The organism is Pyrobaculum sp. (assembly GCF_049971835.1).
GTDB lineage: Archaea > Thermoproteota > Thermoprotei > Thermoproteales > Thermoproteaceae > Pyrobaculum.
In genome coordinates, this window is record NZ_JBMFKV010000035.1 from 1 (window position 1) to 15,683 (window position 15,683).

The window sequence follows — 15,683 nt, forward strand, 5'->3', positions numbered from 1 at the left end:
GGCGTCCACGGAGATGCGCGGGGGGTGTGGGGTGGGTGGCTGGTTTTAAATAGTGTGTATGTTTCTACATGGCTCACGAGCACCACAGATCGCAGGGGCCTCGTGTGGCTAGGTTCTACATCGTGACTGTTAGCACGTCTCGCTTTAGGGAGAGGTCCGCGGGCGGCTCTCCGGGGGATGAGTCTGGCGACTTGGCGGAGGCCATGGCTAGGGAGGCTGGGCACGTCGTGGTGGGGCGCGACTTGCTTCCCGACGACTTGTACGCCATTAGGCGGAAGGTGTTTGAGCTTGTCCAGAGGGACGACGTCGACGTGATTATATTCACCGGGGGGACCGGGCTTACGAAGACTGACGTCACTATCGAGGCGGTGAGGCCGCTGTTTGAGAAGGAGATGGAGGGGTTCGGCGACGTGTTTAGATACTACAGTATTCAGGAGGTGGGAACCGCGGCGTTTTTAACGAGGTCCACCGCCGGTGTTATAAACGGCAAGGCCGTGTTTCTACTGCCGGGGTCTCCCAACTCTGTGAAGACTGGCATGCGGATAATCCTCGCCGAGGTCCCCCACGTGCTTTACCTCATCCGACAATGAAGCAGATAGCAGTCGCCGTCCACAGCAACACCGTCCCGGGGCTAGCTGAGAAGGTGGAGAGGTTTGTAGAGGCCTTGGCCGGCAGGTGTCCAGATGCCGTTTTGCTAGTAGGCGGCTACTGGGGACACATGAAAGAGGTGGTAGATAGCGCCTTGAAGAGGGGGCTGAGGGTGGTGGCTGTTTTGCCGATCGAGAGGGAAAACGTCGAGATCCCTCCCGGCGTCGTGGCGATACGTAGCGGGTGCGAGTACCGTTGCCGCTCTGTGATTTTGGTGCGCTCCGCCGACGCCGTGGCGGTGGTGGGCGGCGGCGTGGGGACGGCAATCGAGGCCTTTATGGCGTATGCCATGGGCAAGCCGCTGTTTGTGCTGGCGGGGACGGGGGCCTCTACAGACCGCCTCCGGGAGGCGTATCCCGAGTACTTCGACGAGAGGAGGGTGGTGAAGGTGGTTTATGTAGACGACCCCGAGAGACTGGCGGAGCTTGTCTGCGCGGCTGAGGGAGGCGCCGCGGCGAGCTTCGGCTAGTGTATAAACATGGCGAGGGTGTTCTGCGTGGCGTGGAGCATAATGCTGGCGGGCAGGCCGTATCTGTGGTAAGCGAACGCCAGGGATAGGGCGACGATAAATATGGGAACCGCCCCGAGTCCGGGGTTGTGGAGGAGGGCGAACCCCAGCGAGGAGATTAGGTAAGCAGACGCCGTGCCCCACCTCCCCCTCACCTCCTCAAAGAGGAGTCCCCGGAAGACCACTTCCTCGACGAGCGGCGCGAGGAAGACGGCTTGCATCACGATTAGGGGCCTCCCCAGGGGGCATTGAGAGGCGGCGGAGAAGTAGCGGGCCTGGGCTTCCCTCACCTCGTTGTAGCTCTGCAGTATCTGCGGCGAGGCTAGTACCAACAGCCCCGCCGCCATGAGGGATAGGAAGTACACGCCGTATGCAAGAGGGAAGCCCCTCCCCAGCCGCCACCTCGCCAGGTAGCCCGCGGGTAGAAACGCCGCGTAGTAGAGAGTCCCGCCGTACAGCGCGGCGCACGCCGGCGGCTTTATTATCGCCAAGGCGGCTATGCCGGCGATAAACGCCGCTGTGACCATGAGCCGTATTACCACACAGTGCTGGAAACGCGTCTTTTTAACTGGTATATGTGTAGATGTGTGGCGTTCAACAGCGTGGCTAGCTACTACCCGGTGAGGGTCACGTTTAGGCGGGACGTATCCCTACCTCTGCTCGGCGTCTCCTACCAAGCCAACACGGTGGCGGAGGTGCCGCTGTACCTCGCCTTGAAGCTGGACGAGATGGGGGCCGTGGAGATAGACGAGGCGTATGCCCTCCCCCCGAGAGACGTGGCTTCTTTAAAATATGTAGAGCAGAGGGAGACGTATCCCGCGAAGTTGCCGGAGGGCTTCTACCCGCGGCTGAGGCTCACCATATACCTCCTCAGCAAGAGAGGCGACGCGAAGACCGTCAAGACCATCCTCCAAGACGTCAGGGAGCTCCTAATAGAGAGGGTGAAGAAGATGGCGTTGCTCGTAGCCACGCGACACGACGTGATAAACGATCAGTCCTTCATGGATCGGCTCACGCCTGAGGAGAAGGCCCTCTTGATGTCGATGTACAACGCCATTACCCAGTTCATGTTTTCGGTGTTGTGAAGCCGCGCCCCCTCTACATGGGGTCTTTAATAACAGACACCCGCCGGGGGTTATGGCGTTTGTAGCAGTGGAGGGAATTGACGGATCGGGCAAGAGCACCGTGATACAGCTCCTCGCCAAGCTACTGCCGAAGGTGTACGTCACGAAGGAGCCCAGCGACGGCCCCGTGGGCAGGTTGATAAAGGAGTGGGCCCTGAAGGGGGGCTCTGTGGACCCCCACGTCGATGCGTTGCTGTTTGCAGCCGACCGTATAGAGCACTACAAGAGAGAGGTGGAGCCGAAGATAAGGGAGGGGTACCTGGTCATCAGCGAACGCTACGTGGAGTCCTCAATAGCGTACCAAGGCGCGGCGGGGGTGCCGATAGACTTCATAAAATACATCAACAAGCTGGTGCCGAGGCCCGATCTTACTGTAATCCTCGACGTCGATCCAGAAGTCGCCGAGGCCCGTATTAGGAGGAGGGGGCACGTGGAGAAGTATGAATACGTCCAATTCCTGAGGAGGGTTAGGGAGATATACTTAGCCAGAGCGGCCGAAGAGGGGCACCCCGTGGTAGATGCCTCCCGGAGTCCGGAAGAGGTGGCCGCAGACGTGGCGGAGATAATACACAGGTCGGTAATCGAACCGCGCGGGAGACGGTCGCTGGGCTGATCGGCGCCGCCTTCTATGTTATCAACTTCTCAATAGGGGTTATTACTATGTCTCTTGCCCCCGCCTCTTTAAGCCGCATCACGAGGTCTGGGAGTACGTCTTCGGGGACTACAGAAAAGACTTCGTAGACGTCGCCTTTTGCTAGTCTCGTCACGCTGGGGGCCTCCATCGCCGGGAGCACCGCCAGCACGGCATCGAGTCTGTCCGCGGGGACGTTTAGAAACACCATCTTCCTACCCTGAGCCGCGTAGTACCCCCTTATGAATGTGACGAGCTTCTTTGTCAACTCGTGCTCCACGTAGCGGGGGTTTACCACGAGCCTCGCCGAGGTCTCGAGCACGGTGGCTATCGGCCTCAGCCCGTGCACCTCCAGAGTGGTGCCGGTCGCCATCACGTCTAGTATGGCATCCGCGATGCCGAGCTGCGGCAGCACCTCAACGGACCCCGTCACTCTGACTATGCGGACTCTCTTCCCCAGCTCTGCGAAGTAGTTGTAGGCAATGTTGACGAACTTAGTGGCCACCCGGGCCCCGGGTGGTAGCTCCTCGACGGTAGACACGCCGCTGGATTTCAGAACTGCAACCACCAGCTTCCCCCTCCCGAACTCTAAGTCGAGCACCTCGGCGACGTTTGAGCCGGACTCCACCACGTAGTCGTGTCCCGTCACGCCGGCCCAAACCCTCCCGCTTTCGACAAGGTATGGTATGTCCTCGGGCCTGGCCCGTATGAGATTTACCCCACTCCACGAGGTGGGCACCACCAGCGCCCTCTCGTCCGAAGCCAGCGGCCTGATGCCGACGGCCTCGAGAAGCTTCAGCGTAGGTTCCTGAAGCCTGCCCTTGCTAGGAACCGCCAGAAGCATGGGGAGGGTTATCCATAGAGGCCGCAACCCGTCGATTTATAAACATTAGCCCGAGAGACGCGGCGGCTCCTAAGTTCTGCCGTCCTCGCCCGCCAGCCTCCTCTCTAGTTGCGTAACTAGCCTCTCTATAAGGCCCCTGGCCGCGTCGTCGCTGGGTATTTTGCTCAGAACGCCGGAGGGGTCTGGATCGTTGCACTGGTATTCATGTATCAACAAGGCCAAGGCGGTGAGCTCCACGACCTCCGGCTCCCTCGCGCCTAGCTTCTCAGCCAGTTGCGTCATCATGGTGGTGGGCGCCAGGGCAAGCACCAGCTCCTTACGCAAGACGCCGATGCCCCTCCTCAGGATTTTAACACCCCCTAGCTGGAAGAGATCTTGGTGCTTAATTGCTAGGTAGGAGAGATATGCTTTCCACGCTTGGAAAGCCTTGCCAGCGGCATTTCTCAGAAGACCTGCGTGGAGGAATTTCCTAGCCAGCTCTACCTCAGCTCTGCTCTCCATAAGCCTTGCCTTCGCCACGTCCTCCAGCGGTATCCTCAATATCTGGACGCCCCTCCGGCCGGTCTCCACATGTCCACAAGTCCCCTCTTTTAAAAACCATAACTCCATGGCGAGCCGCCGCTATACAATCTACACAAAGCGCCGGGAGGCGCGGCGCCGCTTGGGCCTAAGGAGCCTGGCTCCTACCTCCAGAGGTTTCTTGCAGGACTTTTTCTAACTGTTGGAGGAACTTGTCCATGATGGGGCGGGGGGCCAGGGTGAAGCGTATGCATGAGGGGCAGAGCGGCTTTCCGCCGAGTACCCTCACCACGAAGCCGGCCTTCTCCAGCTTGGAGGCCGCGGCCTCTGCGTCGCCGACCTTGACTGTGATGAAGTTGGTGGGACCGTGGTACTTGTCGCCTCTTATCTGCGCCGCGGCCCACTGGCGCACTTCACTCAACTCCTCCACTGAGCGCTCCACGTACGGCCTGCCGACCTCCAGCGCCTTTTCCACCACCTTGGCCGAGAAGGAGGAGATGGGGTGCGGCGGTGACAGCGCCCTCAGAGCCTCGGCCAGCCGCTTTTGGGCGACGACGTAGCCGACTCTCAGCCCCGCAAGGCCCCACGCCTTTGAAAAAGTCCTCACCTCGGCGACGTTTCCATATTCGTACAGCTTCGGCGTCCAGTACCCGGCGAACTCGGCGTATGCGGCGTCTAGCACTACGAGGCCGCTGAACCTCGCCGCGAGCTCCTCCACCTCCTTCACCACGTGGGCGGTGGGGTTGTTAGGCGAGCAGACGTACACAGCGCCGACGCCAAGCCTCGCCACCGCGTCGACGTCTAGAGACAAATCCACGCCGTAGGTGGCAACTACGGGCCTCAGCCCCACCTGCCTAGCCACCACACGCGCCATGCCGTAGGTGGGCTCCACAATAGCTAAGCCGCGCCCCATATGCGCGGCTAGTTGCATGGCGAGCCTCAGCCCCTCGTCAGCCCCAGCAGTTACAACGACGGAGCCTTGTGGGAGGCCTAGATGCCTCTCTATAGCCACTGCTAGCTTCTTATTATTAGGATCTGTGTAGTAGCGTATCTCCCACGGCTCGGGGAGCGCCATGACGGCTCTGTAGTAGTCCTCTGGGAGGAAGAGGTTTTCATTAAAGTGAAGCCTTATCCTCTGATAGCCCACGTCAGGCTCATCGTAGGCGAAGTCTATTTCGGGCAACAACACGGGCCAAGCAAACTATAGTTATAAAACCTTATCTATGTAGCACGGCGGGCGAATACGTAGCGTATATCGCCGTTTCGTTGATGTGTATACACGCGTGCCCTACGTCGAGCTTTTGGCAGAACTGCGAAAGAGCTGAACTTCGTCGAGCTCGGTAACCTATATAAATTTCTACCATCACAGATGTGTGGAGACGTTAGTGTTGCCGTCTAGAATCGTGAGGGAGCTTAAGGCAAGAGCGGAGGAGGCTGGCGTGTCTATAGAGGATTATCTATTAGAGCGGCTACTAGCCGACGTAGACCCACCCGGCAAAGCTAAAGCATACGCCGAGGCCGCCCTAGAGCTCCTAAAGACGGCGGGGGAGGAGCTTGGAACCGGCGACTTCCGTCAGGTTAGTGAGAAGATTTGGGGGGCGGCGGCGCTGGCTGTGAAGGCCTACGCCTACTGGCGCGACGGCGTTAGACTGGCGTCACACGGAGAGCTCTGGCGCTATAAGGATAAAATCGCCGCCGAGCTAGGCGACTGGATACGCGACGCCTGGAACGCCGCAAACGCCATGCATATAAACTTCTACGAAGGGTGGGCAACCGAATCCGACGTGAGGAAAGCCTACGAGGAGGTAAAAAACTTCGTCGATAGGATCGCCAAGCGAATTCTCGAACACGACAAATCTAAAAACCAGACAAATTCTCATGGAGCCTAGGCCTTTGGCATCTGCTGAGGAGGCTTGGAAAATTGCGTCGTCTCTACGCTACCGCCACATAGATGGCACTGTGGTGGCGGTTGCACAAGACGTGGTTACTAAAGACGTCTTGATGGTGGCGTACATGGACCCGATCGCCGTGGTGCTGACGCTCACCACGGGCCTTGCACATTACTTCTCCACCACGCGCAAGAGGGTTTGGCTGAAGGGGGAGACCAGCGGCCACTACCAGATAGTAAAGGAGTTTAGGACGGACTGCGACGGCGACGCCGTCGTGCTCAAAGTCTTCCAGATAGGCGCGGCGTGCCACACGGGCTCCAGGTCGTGCTTCGAGTCCTCGGCGTCGTACGTCTTGAAGAGCGGGGAGGAGCGGCGCGGCTTGCTGTAGCTACCTACGCGCCTCGGCTAGGAATTTCCTAATCAGCGCGAGGCCGGCCCTGCCGCTTCTCTCTGGGTGGAACTGCACGCCGAGTATGTGGCCCCTCCTAACCGCCGCGGCGTATCTATCGCCCGGCTCCACGTAGGCGATGTGCGAGGGGTCCTCCCCGTCCCAGCGCACGCCGTAGCTGTGTAGGTAGTAGTAGTACCCCTCCTCCACCACGCCGTCGGGCCTCGCCACGTGTGTATACGCCCAGCCGATGTGCGGCACCTTCCGAGCCCTTATCCTCTCTACCCGTCCTCTGAAGACTGCGAGCCCCTGCCCCCCGCCCTCTTCGCTCGCCTCGAACAGCAACTGCATGCCGAGGCATATGGCCAGCGTCGGCTTTTCCAAAATCGCATTTCTAAATTCGTGAGCCAGCGCGTAGGCAGCCTCGTAGGTGCCGACGCCGGGCAACACCAGAGCGTCGACCCCCGCCGCCTCCTCTAAGCTTTTCACAACCACAGGCTCCGCCCCCGCCCTTCTCAACGCCATCAGTACGCTACCGACGTTGCCCACAGTGTAGTCCACAACACCAACAAACACGGGAGGAGGGAAAAGGGGGTTTTAAAAACTGGGGTTACCTCACCTCCCGGATGTATGCAACTATATTGGCGTAGGAGCTTCTACAGACTCTCCTCATGGCGCTGTGAATTATGTCAATTATGAAGAAGTAGGGCACGTCTGCCTTGTCGTCAAATATCAACAGTCCGTGGGTCGTTGCGTTTATCAACTCGCCGTGCCCCTCGATCACCAGCCTAGAGTAGTTAAAACTGGTTTCGACTAACAGCTGGCTACGGGGGGCGAGAGGCGACTTGTCAAAGGGCACGGGGTTGAGGCTACGCTTATAGACAACGCCGCCGAGGCCCTTCACAGTTTCGTTGTTAACACTCCTAACCTTATCTAGGTCAAGCAGTAGCTCTCCAATATAGGCGAACTGGTGCGGATAGCTAAACACAGCTAGCGGCAACTCGTAGCCGCCTAGCACGGCCCTGGCCAACTTACCGTTTTTATAGACTAGAGTGAGGTTTGTCTCGAATTTGTTCCCCCCGGCGCACATAACCTCAGCCGTGTACTGCGCCGTAAATGTGCCTTGGGTTAAGGGCACCAGAGGCTTGCCAGGTCTTGCGTAAGCGGCGCTGAACCACATGGCAAGTGCCACTAACAAAGTAACCGCGACAGCCGCAACGACCACACCTCTCGTGTAGCGCCTCCCCTTCATATTATCCACATGCATATACCCATATACTACTTAGGGTAAACCATCTACCAACATAACCAACAAGTATGTCATACCAATCAACTACATCATAGTCTATTCTTCCCCACTGATAGCCACTCCATGGATCACCGACGCAACCGGCTAGATATGGATGCGCCTGCCTACTTATCTGGAAGTAGTATATACCTCCTGATCTTATATCTGATCCACCGGTATGGCCCACCACTTCGCGGGCGGTGTCGTCGTACCATACTTTTGTCCATGTCTTCTGATAGGCATAGCCTATTGTGCAAGCTGGCCCTGTGCAATCTGACCTCACGTCCTCGCTATATAACTCAACAACGCCTGCCATTATAACGGCGGTCAGCACTACTATTAGTACTGTAAGCAGTATATTTTTTTGATTCTTTGTACACCATGATACCTTATCTGCGAACTCTATTTATCTTTATCTCTTGTACTACTACAACTACTTATTTTGCTAGTTGCCGATATGTTAATCACATAGTCTTAGGTTTAGTGCTTCTTCTATTAATTTCTCCACGGGCCACTTATGGTATTCGTACGTCAATGCGCGTATTTCCCGGGCTTTTTTGTACGCCTCGGCTCTGCTGTACCCCTCTCTTATTAACTTGTTCATGTGGAATTCTGTGAGGATGTGGGGCAACGCCTTCTGTAGGTTCTTCTCTATTCTCGCCTCGTTGATGTGTATAGTCTTCAAGACTCTAAGGGTGCTGTTGAGGATTTCGTCCAGGGCGAGGAGGGCCTCGGGTATCCATATGCGCTCGTTGGCGGAGTTTGTGAGATCCCTCTCGTGCCACAGTGCCACGTTTTCAAACGCCACGTGTGTTAAAGCCCTCACATACCTCGCCAGGCTGACGATGCGCTCGGAGGTCGTGGGGTTGGCCTTGTGGGGCATGGCGGAGGAGCCGCCTCCCCTCTCCACCACCTCGCCGATCTCGGGGCGGGAGAGCTCTCTTATCTCCACCGCGAGGCGCTCGGCGACGGCCGCCATCAACGCCAGAGAGGCGGCCAGCACGGCGAACGCCTCCCTGGGCGCCACCTGGGTCGTAATTACGTGGTAGGGCAAGCCCAACATCTCGGCGACCCTCCTCCTGACCTCGGGGCCTAGTTCCCCCCACGCAGCCATGGTGCCGACGGCGCCGCCTATCTTGGCTCTTATAAACTCCTCGGCAAGGGCCAGCTGTCTGCATGCGATGTGGAGCTCGTAGTAGTAGTTTGCAAATTTGAAACCCAGCGTGATGGGCTCGGCCCACTGCCCGTGCGTCCTGCCCACCATCTCTAGGGTTTTGTGCCTCTCCGCGAGGCGCGCCAGCTCCTCGCCCACGGCACGCGCCCTCTGTTTTATAATGGAGAGGGCGCGTCTAATGAGCAGAGCCCACGCCGTGTCTATTATGTCGTTGGAGGTGGCCCCGTAGTGCACGTATCTGCACCCGCATCTCTGCTCCAGCAGAAGCACTAGGCTCAGCACGTCGTGTCCCGTCTCCTTCTCAAGCCGGTAGACCTCGTCGGCGCCTACCTCTGCGTTTTTTACTTTTTCGCAACAGCCCTTCTCAGCCACGCCCAGCTCCTCCAGCGCGCATACAAGCGCCCTCTCCACCTCTAGATAGGCGTTGATGACTGCCTCCTGGCTGAAGAGGCGGCGCACCTCCTCGGAGCCGTACCGCCAGTCGAATGGAGATACATACATAGCCGCTTTGTTCCCGAGTTTTTATAAAGAGTGAAGGCGCCTCGCCAGCTCCCTGGCCTTTTCGACGAGCCTCTTTATGTCCTTAGCCGCGGCGTCGTCGTCTGGGTATACGCTGAGTATACCCTCTGGATCGGGGCCGTTGTACTGATACTCATGGAGCAGAAGCGCTATGTTTGTATAGAGATCTACGTCTCCTCCAACTATCTGCGCCACTTTCTTGAGGGCTGTGGTTGGCATTATCGCCACTATCCACACCGCCTTGTCGACGACACGCCGGGCGCCTCTCAGCTTTTTACGTCCGGGGAAAGCTTTACCCAGCTCCTCGATTTTGTCCACTGAATACGCGGCGACAATAGCCTTCCAGCTCTGGAAGGCCTTACCCGCGGCATTTCGCACAAGGCCCTCCTCAAGGAACTTCTCCGCCAGCTCAGCCTCGTAAAGAGCCTCCCTTAGCCGCACTTCTCTATACCGCATTAGGTCGAACCAAGGCTTTGGCAGAACTTCCACATTTGCCTTTAATTATGGGATTTAAACCTCTAAGCCGTAGAGTATGGAGATTCTTATTGCCTCGTTTTAAAAGCTGAGATTGTACTTCGTTCCATAGATACTGTAAATACCGGAACTGCTCGCATTATAAGGTGATAAGCAACTGGGTTATTCGTTGCGTCTGAGCTGTTAAGGCTGGCATGTTGAAAAAACGCTTATAGACGGCGGGAACGGGGCGACGCAGAGGTGCTGTTCTCTGCAGATCCCTCAGGTGAAGTGTAGGTACTGTGTGCTGTGTCGTATAATTACAGCGCCGAGGCTCTCAGCTCGGGGCTTATAAATCTTCAGCCTGATGTCAACGGCGATTTCCACGAGCTAGTGAGAGGGGGACAAGGCCATGGACTTCATCAATATACGTTGACTCGATATTTGTTAAATTCGGCGCGTCTCTCAGCGGCGGGGCGGTGGGGTACGAAATCCTATTCAGCGGGGTGGTGGATGCCAGCGCTTTGGGGGTGCCTCAGCGGAGGGAGAGGCTCATCATCGTGGGTGTTAGGCGGGATTTGTTTAGGCGGCTTGACGAGGTGTGGGAGGCGCGGTCGCTGATCGAGGCCGAGCTCCGGGGGAGGAGGTTTCACTTCGCCAAGTACCCCCTCACGCCGCTGGAGGTCTTCGAGGGGAGGCCTCTGCCGGAGCTTCAGGAGAAGTATGTGGAGGTTATGGAGGAGTGGCGCGGCGTGTGGGAGGAGGTGGGGACTGAGAGGGCTCTGCGCTGGAAGAGGGAGGTGTGGGACAGGCTTACATTCGACGTGGTGAAGGACTACCTCGCGGCGAACGGCGTCACGCGCGCCGGGGAAGAGGAGCTGGAGCAGGTCTGGGAGGAGCACACAGCAGTGCTTAGGGAGCTGGGGTATCTAGGCATTCCCGTGTCTTCCCTCAAGCTTCCAGACGGCACCACAGATCTGCCTCATGAAGATCCCGCGGTTGTTGAGCGGATGCGGAGGATTCCGCCCGGCGAGAATCACGAGTTTGTGAGGGGTACCAAGTGGGAGGTGGAGGGGAGGGGGATCAGCTTGGTTTACCGCAGGCTCCACCCGCTGAGGCCTGCCTACACCGTCGTGGCTTATGGGGGCGGCGGGACGCACGGCTACCACTACGCAAGGGACCGGGCTACTCTCACCCTTAGGGAGAGGGCGAGGCTTCAGACGTTTCTAGACGCGTTCCGCTTCAGGGGGGGCAGGTCGGAGATCAGGGCGCAGATAGGTGAGGCGGTTCCCCCGCTGATGGCTAGGCGGATAGCCGAGGCGCTGGCGGGGGTTCTCTCGGCTCTTCAGAGCTGAGCCACAAGCCTGGCCCACTCGTTCTCTGTGCGTTTCAGCAGTCCTGAGCTCACTATGAAGTGATCCGCTTCGCTGAACTCTCCTATGCCTTCAAACGCTATTTTTAAGCCTGCTACATCTCTGCCGATCTTCTGGCTGAGCTTTTCGCTGAGGAGCCTCCTCAGCTCTTCATTTTTAGGATTCCAGTAGCCCATGTATCTGTTGATTACAATTCTCTTGGCTTTTGCTACGCCGTCTGCCTCCAGGATTTTTTCCGCGTCTATTCTGCTGGAGTGCTCACGTCTGTCGAAGTATCCGGCTACGTATGCGGGCACCGGTGTGAAGTTTGGCAGGCTCTCCCACAGCTCTCTGTACACGTCTTGGGAGATTATTCCGCTTCTCAGCGCCGGTTCCAGCAATTTATCTCTGATTACGCTGATTGCCTTTAAGAACGCCACGAAGTGCTCTCTCGTGGCTCCGACTCTCACCAGCACGAACACGTCGCTGTGCTTAATCTGCTTGTAGGGAATGTCGAGCCATATCCCGTTCAGCTTTGTGGTCTTTATGCTTACCTTAACCTCTGGGCGTCTTCCGTCTACCTCTACTATGTCGGTGGGGAGGAATTCGTCTAGGGGGCCTACGGCCTCGATGCCTGTCTTTACCGCCTTTTGGAACCGCTGACTCAGCCACTTGACGAAGGCGGCTTCTCCCAGGTGGCCTCTTATGGCGTCTGTCCACAGCTGGCCGAGGTCGCGCTGTCTTGATCTGCCGTAGTCCGTGGGGGCGAGCCTGGGAGCTAATCTGAGGGCGTACACAGCGGTGGTTAGGTAATCCTGCTCATCAAGCACCACACTGCTCCAGCTCAGCCAGCTGACCCATTCGGAGGCTGAGCGGAATGTCTCAAAGTCGCCGCCTCTTACGGCGCCTTCACAGAGCTCCTTTGAAAATCTGCCGAAAATTTCGTGGAGGTGGCGCGTGTCAACTGCGCTCATAATTGCCTTTCTGCATACGTCGATCTTATTCTTCACAGCTTGATGAAAGCGCGTAGATTTTTATATTCTGCATTGACGGCAGTTGCGCGGGCCGCTGGATATTGATAGGACGCTACCGCGCTTTCTATGTGTAGCCAGAGTTTTAATATGCCCGGTAGCTGTGGCGTTATGTGGGAGGCGTGGCCGAGGTTTTTGTGATGCGTATTGTCGAGTGGTACCGTGCACACGGCGATCGCGACCTGCCGTGGAGGTCTCCGCGCGACGGCTGGGCTACGCTTGTGGCCGCCGTGATGCTGAGGAAGACAACTGCCAAGCAGGCTCTGCGAGTGTATACCGAGTTTCTGGAGAGATTTCCCACCCCCCATGCCTTGGTCAGCGCTGGTGAGGATGAGGTAAAGAAGATCATAGAGCCTCTGGGGATGGAGCATGTGAGGTCGCGCCTCTTTATCGAGCTGGCTCGGGAGCTCGTGGCCCGCTATGGCGGCCGAGTTCCGTGTGATCGGGAGGCGCTGATGGGTCTGCCGGGTGTGGGGCCCTACATAGCGTCCGAGGTGCTTCTGGTCTCCTGCGGCTCGCCAGAGCCGCTTCTGGACAGGAACATGATAAGGGTTTTAGAGAGGGTGTTTGGCATAAAGTCGGCCAGAAAAAGGCCGCATACAGATCCCGAGATGTGGAAGTTCGCTAGGTCGCTGGTTCCCAAGGATCCCGAGATAGCCCGGGAGTTTAACTACGGCGTGCTGGACCTCGCCCGGAGAGTGTGCAGAGCCGCGTCGCCTAAGTGCGGCGTCTGCCCCCTAGCAGATATCTGCAGATACGCTTCGCGCAGATCATAGAATCGTGGAGGGCCGCTCTGCTCCCGCGCCTCCAGAACCTTGTTTTAAAGGCGGCCGAAGGGCCCGCCAGGCTCGAATAGCCCAAAATGCACTAAGGGAAGAGGGCCGTAAAAAGGATCTGGAGCCCGTGGAAAGATTATTAATTGGGCTACCAGTTTTCTTGTGAGTCTCGACTGGGGTAGGCTTGAGGAGGTTGTGGAGAGGGCTGTTAGGAGGGCTAGGTCTGAGGAGCTTAGGGAGGTGGCCGACGCCGTGAAGACCCTAGCCGAGTATATGAAGACGGGGTTCCAGGAGACAAACAAAAGAATAGAAGAGCTAGGCAAGACAGTAGCAGAGCTAGCCAAGAGAGTTGAGGAACACGGCAGGCGGCTTGATGAATTAACCAAGGCCGTTGCTGAGCTTAAGGTGGCTATGGGCTCTCTTGGCCGCAGATGGGGCCGGGATTTGGAGCGCACAGTTCTTGAGATCTACCGAGACGCTCTTGAGAAGAGGGGGGTTGAGCCCGGCCGTGTGGAGAAGTTTGTCTACACGGATGTAGACGGCCGCTTCATGAGGCCGGGGACCCGTATCGAGGTTGACGTCTATATCCACGACGGGAGGACTTATCTCTTGGAGGTTAAGTCGCATGCAGAGCTTGAGGATGTGGAGTGGTTTGCCCAAAAGGCGGAGGCAGTGGAGAAGATACTCGGCCGGAAGGCAGACCGCCTAATAATCGTGGCAGTAAACATAGACAAAGAGGCGCTGGAAAGAGCGGCGCAACTGGGAATAGACGCCGTCTACGGCGCTGTTATTGAGTAGGGGGTTGTGGGGGTGTTTTCTCAGTGTTAGCGCCGGGTTGGGTTTCTACGCCAAACTGCCCGCGGCGCCGCGCCCCGTAGCTCGGGGCTTGTGAGGTCAGCGCCTCCATTTAGCTAAAGACCACCTAGTGAGTGTGACGATGAGTATGGGCGTAAATGGAGCCGCTAGGAATAGCGAAACGCTTCTGTAGTCTAATGAGCTGTGTGAAAGAATGAGGGATGTGGCTAAGATGTACAGCGCCTCGGATAGGTACAGGACTAGAGGGGGCGCCGCGCTGGCTAGAGCCACGCCTCGCCAACTCAGAACGCCTCTTCTAACTGCTACTGTTGATATCATTATGAGCGCTGTAGTGTAAGTGGCTAATAACAGCAGGTAATTTGCCAGGCTGTGCACAGTGGCGCCCAGGCATATAATACAGTCAAAGGCTGATGTATACACCACGGGGCTGGAGGCGTGCTCCTTGATATATGGATAGGCGGGCCTCACGTCGCCGAATATCAAAAGAGTCCCGGCGAATGTTTTGTTGTCCCACGGCTCAAACCTATAGCCCAGTTGTGTAAGTATCTCTGCTACACGTTCATAACTAGATCTGTTAGTCAGCCATACCGTAGAGACGGGGTCTGACTTCGCGTATTCGTATATAAAATACGATGTAAAGGTATACAGCAATATAGTCCATGGAATGAAGATTGAGAGATATATAAGTGCGAGAATAGAAAAAATTTTAATAACTACGTGCTTTCTCTGCTTCATCGCCTCACGACAAGCGTGTTTTGCGCAACGTATGTATAAGGTGCCTCCCATTGGGCGGCCAATATAGATACCACTCCAACGATGTGCGGGATCCCTCCAGACATTAGCTGAGAACACGAAGGCCTCATAGATCTAGATGTGAAAACAAACTTTATATCTTACGCCCGGCCTTGCCGGTTTTAGCTTCGGAGGTGTTTGGTGCTGTGTAGCTTGTTCTTCTGGCGGTGGTTGAGGTGGTTTGGAGAGTTGCGCGTCGGTGTGCCGCCGTATAGATGGGGTGGCTGCGGAGCGGGGCGTGTGGACTAGGTGGTGTTAATGGCGGGTTGCTTAGCTCGCGGCGGCGTCTTGAATCCGGCAGATGTGTGCAGTACGGCGCCGCGTCCAGTGATGTTATTGACGCGACGCGGGCCGTATTCATTTAGGCGAGTCTATTCGCCGCACCTGCGGCGCACGCAAGGGCCCTCTCCACTTCTAAGTGGCGGCCTGTCGGCTGAAGAGGCGGCGCATCTCCCCGGAGCCGTGCCGCAAGTCGAGCGGAGATGCGTACATCTCCGCTTTGTTGCCAAGTTTTTATAGAGAGTGGAGGCGCCCCGCCAGCCTTCTCGACTGCTACACTCGCGGAGCGCTTGTATTACGTCTCCTCTAACCATCGCCGCCGCTTTCTTACGCGGCGGGGCGCCCAGCACCCCTCGGCTTTTTACGGCCGGGGGAGGGCCTTCCCCGGTTTGTCCATTGAATACGCCGTCTGCGGCGCTGTTGTTGAATAGTATATTCCTCGCCGCCTTGTGAGTTCTGGCCGCCCCTGGCCCTTTGTTGGCTGTTTTTGGCGGCTGTGTGGGGCTTGGGTTGTGGTGTTGTTGCCGGGAACTTTATATGTACAATTTTTAAATTGTGGGGGTTTGTGGCTGGAGTGTATAGGAGGGTTTTTCTGGGGTCTTTGGTTGGGGTTGGGTTGCTGGAGGCTGTGGAGGCGGCTTCGGTGGGTGTG

The 15,683-nt window shown here is 57.3% G+C and carries 20 protein-coding genes; 9 read left to right on the top strand and 11 right to left on the bottom strand.

What is annotated here, in order from left to right; genetic code table 11:
* Positions 1–68 precede the first annotated feature (68 nt).
* On the top strand, positions 69–590 hold the full coding sequence (locus ACP5J3_RS04780) for a MogA/MoaB family molybdenum cofactor biosynthesis protein (RefSeq protein ID WP_428494621.1): 522 nt from the start codon (positions 69–71) through the stop codon (positions 588–590).
* Positions 587–1,117, top strand: coding sequence for an LOG family protein (locus ACP5J3_RS04785; RefSeq protein WP_428494622.1), 531 nt, complete (start codon positions 587–589; stop codon positions 1,115–1,117). The genes ACP5J3_RS04780 and ACP5J3_RS04785 overlap by 4 nt, the downstream gene beginning before the upstream one ends.
* Here the strand turns inward: ACP5J3_RS04785 and ACP5J3_RS04790 are convergent.
* Positions 1,114–1,698 carry a lysostaphin resistance A-like protein gene (locus ACP5J3_RS04790; RefSeq protein WP_428494623.1) on the bottom strand — a complete coding sequence of 195 codons (585 nt, stop codon included), beginning with the start codon at positions 1,696–1,698 and terminating at the stop codon, positions 1,114–1,116. The two genes, ACP5J3_RS04785 and ACP5J3_RS04790, sit on opposite strands and share 4 nt — an antisense overlap.
* 33 nt (positions 1,699–1,731) lie before the next feature.
* On the opposite strand from ACP5J3_RS04790, the gene ACP5J3_RS04795 reads away from it, so the two are divergent.
* Together ACP5J3_RS04795 and tmk are read left to right on the top strand one after the other, a co-directional pair.
* On the top strand, positions 1,732–2,241 hold the full coding sequence (locus ACP5J3_RS04795) for a GINS complex subunit Sld5 (RefSeq protein WP_428494624.1): 510 nt from the start codon (positions 1,732–1,734) through the stop codon (positions 2,239–2,241).
* 52 nt (positions 2,242–2,293) lie between these two features.
* Positions 2,294–2,893 (top strand): dTMP kinase, encoded by a 600-nt coding sequence (gene tmk / locus ACP5J3_RS04800; RefSeq protein WP_428494625.1) that lies wholly within the window; start codon positions 2,294–2,296, stop codon positions 2,891–2,893.
* Positions 2,894–2,906: 13 nt separating this feature from the next.
* On the opposite strand, the gene hisG is transcribed toward tmk, so the two are convergent.
* From hisG to ACP5J3_RS04815, 3 genes are all read right to left on the bottom strand, one after another.
* Positions 2,907–3,755, bottom strand: a complete 849-nt coding sequence (gene hisG, locus ACP5J3_RS04805) for an ATP phosphoribosyltransferase (protein WP_428494640.1) — start codon at positions 3,753–3,755, stop codon at positions 2,907–2,909.
* A 69-nt stretch (positions 3,756–3,824) separates the two neighbouring features.
* Positions 3,825–4,325 carry a PaREP1 family protein gene (locus tag ACP5J3_RS04810; protein ID WP_428494626.1) on the bottom strand — a complete coding sequence of 167 codons (501 nt, stop codon included), beginning with the start codon at positions 4,323–4,325 and terminating at the stop codon, positions 3,825–3,827.
* Positions 4,326–4,422: 97 nt separating this feature from the next.
* Positions 4,423–5,463, bottom strand: coding sequence for a pyridoxal phosphate-dependent aminotransferase (locus ACP5J3_RS04815; protein ID WP_428494627.1), 1,041 nt, complete (start codon positions 5,461–5,463; stop codon positions 4,423–4,425).
* Between the two features lie 184 nt (positions 5,464–5,647).
* On the opposite strand from ACP5J3_RS04815, the gene ACP5J3_RS04820 reads away from it, so the two are divergent.
* Complete coding sequence (locus ACP5J3_RS04820) at positions 5,648–6,163, top strand: PaREP1 family protein (protein ID WP_428494628.1); 516 nt, start codon at positions 5,648–5,650, stop codon at positions 6,161–6,163.
* Positions 6,153–6,551, top strand: coding sequence for a phosphoribosyl-AMP cyclohydrolase (gene hisI / locus ACP5J3_RS04825; protein WP_428494629.1), 399 nt, complete (start codon positions 6,153–6,155; stop codon positions 6,549–6,551). The genes ACP5J3_RS04820 and hisI overlap by 11 nt, the downstream gene beginning before the upstream one ends.
* On the opposite strand, the gene hisH is transcribed toward hisI, so the two are convergent.
* From hisH to ACP5J3_RS04850, 5 genes are all read right to left on the bottom strand, one after another.
* Complete coding sequence (gene hisH, locus ACP5J3_RS04830) at positions 6,552–7,127, bottom strand: imidazole glycerol phosphate synthase subunit HisH (protein ID WP_428494630.1); 576 nt, start codon at positions 7,125–7,127, stop codon at positions 6,552–6,554. It lies immediately after the preceding gene.
* Between the two features lie 34 nt (positions 7,128–7,161).
* Complete coding sequence (locus tag ACP5J3_RS04835) at positions 7,162–7,803, bottom strand: hypothetical protein (RefSeq protein ID WP_428494631.1); 642 nt, start codon at positions 7,801–7,803, stop codon at positions 7,162–7,164.
* Between the two features lies 1 nt (position 7,804).
* On the bottom strand, positions 7,805–8,173 hold the full coding sequence (locus tag ACP5J3_RS04840) for a hypothetical protein (protein WP_428494632.1): 369 nt from the start codon (positions 8,171–8,173) through the stop codon (positions 7,805–7,807).
* A 126-nt stretch (positions 8,174–8,299) separates the two neighbouring features.
* Positions 8,300–9,514: an adenylosuccinate lyase gene (gene purB, locus ACP5J3_RS04845; RefSeq protein ID WP_428494633.1), complete on the bottom strand. Its 1,215-nt coding sequence runs from the start codon at positions 9,512–9,514 to the stop codon at positions 8,300–8,302.
* A gap of 21 nt (positions 9,515–9,535) precedes the next feature.
* On the bottom strand, positions 9,536–10,021 hold the full coding sequence (locus ACP5J3_RS04850) for a PaREP1 family protein (RefSeq protein ID WP_428494634.1): 486 nt from the start codon (positions 10,019–10,021) through the stop codon (positions 9,536–9,538).
* A 443-nt stretch (positions 10,022–10,464) separates the two neighbouring features.
* On the opposite strand from ACP5J3_RS04850, the gene ACP5J3_RS04855 reads away from it, so the two are divergent.
* Positions 10,465–11,340 (top strand): DNA cytosine methyltransferase, encoded by an 876-nt coding sequence (locus tag ACP5J3_RS04855; RefSeq protein WP_428494635.1) that lies wholly within the window; start codon positions 10,465–10,467, stop codon positions 11,338–11,340.
* Here ACP5J3_RS04855 and ACP5J3_RS04860 read toward each other — a convergent pair.
* Positions 11,331–12,347, bottom strand: a complete 1,017-nt coding sequence (locus tag ACP5J3_RS04860) for a hypothetical protein (RefSeq protein ID WP_428494636.1) — start codon at positions 12,345–12,347, stop codon at positions 11,331–11,333. The genes ACP5J3_RS04855 and ACP5J3_RS04860 overlap by 10 nt on opposite strands.
* Positions 12,348–12,481: 134 nt before the next feature.
* Between ACP5J3_RS04860 and ACP5J3_RS04865 the strand changes: the two genes are divergently transcribed.
* Together ACP5J3_RS04865 and ACP5J3_RS04870 are read left to right on the top strand one after the other, a co-directional pair.
* Positions 12,482–13,144 (top strand): A/G-specific adenine glycosylase, encoded by a 663-nt coding sequence (locus ACP5J3_RS04865; RefSeq protein WP_428494637.1) that lies wholly within the window; start codon positions 12,482–12,484, stop codon positions 13,142–13,144.
* Between the two features lie 162 nt (positions 13,145–13,306).
* Positions 13,307–13,942, top strand: a complete 636-nt coding sequence (locus ACP5J3_RS04870; RefSeq protein WP_428494638.1) for a PD-(D/E)XK nuclease family protein — start codon at positions 13,307–13,309, stop codon at positions 13,940–13,942.
* A 96-nt stretch (positions 13,943–14,038) separates the two neighbouring features.
* Here the strand turns inward: ACP5J3_RS04870 and ACP5J3_RS04875 are convergent, their stop codons facing one another.
* The gene (locus ACP5J3_RS04875) at positions 14,039–14,695 is read right to left on the bottom strand and encodes a hypothetical protein (RefSeq protein WP_428494639.1); all 657 of its coding nucleotides are present in this window, start codon (positions 14,693–14,695) and stop codon (positions 14,039–14,041) included.
* Positions 14,696–15,683 lie beyond the last annotated feature (988 nt).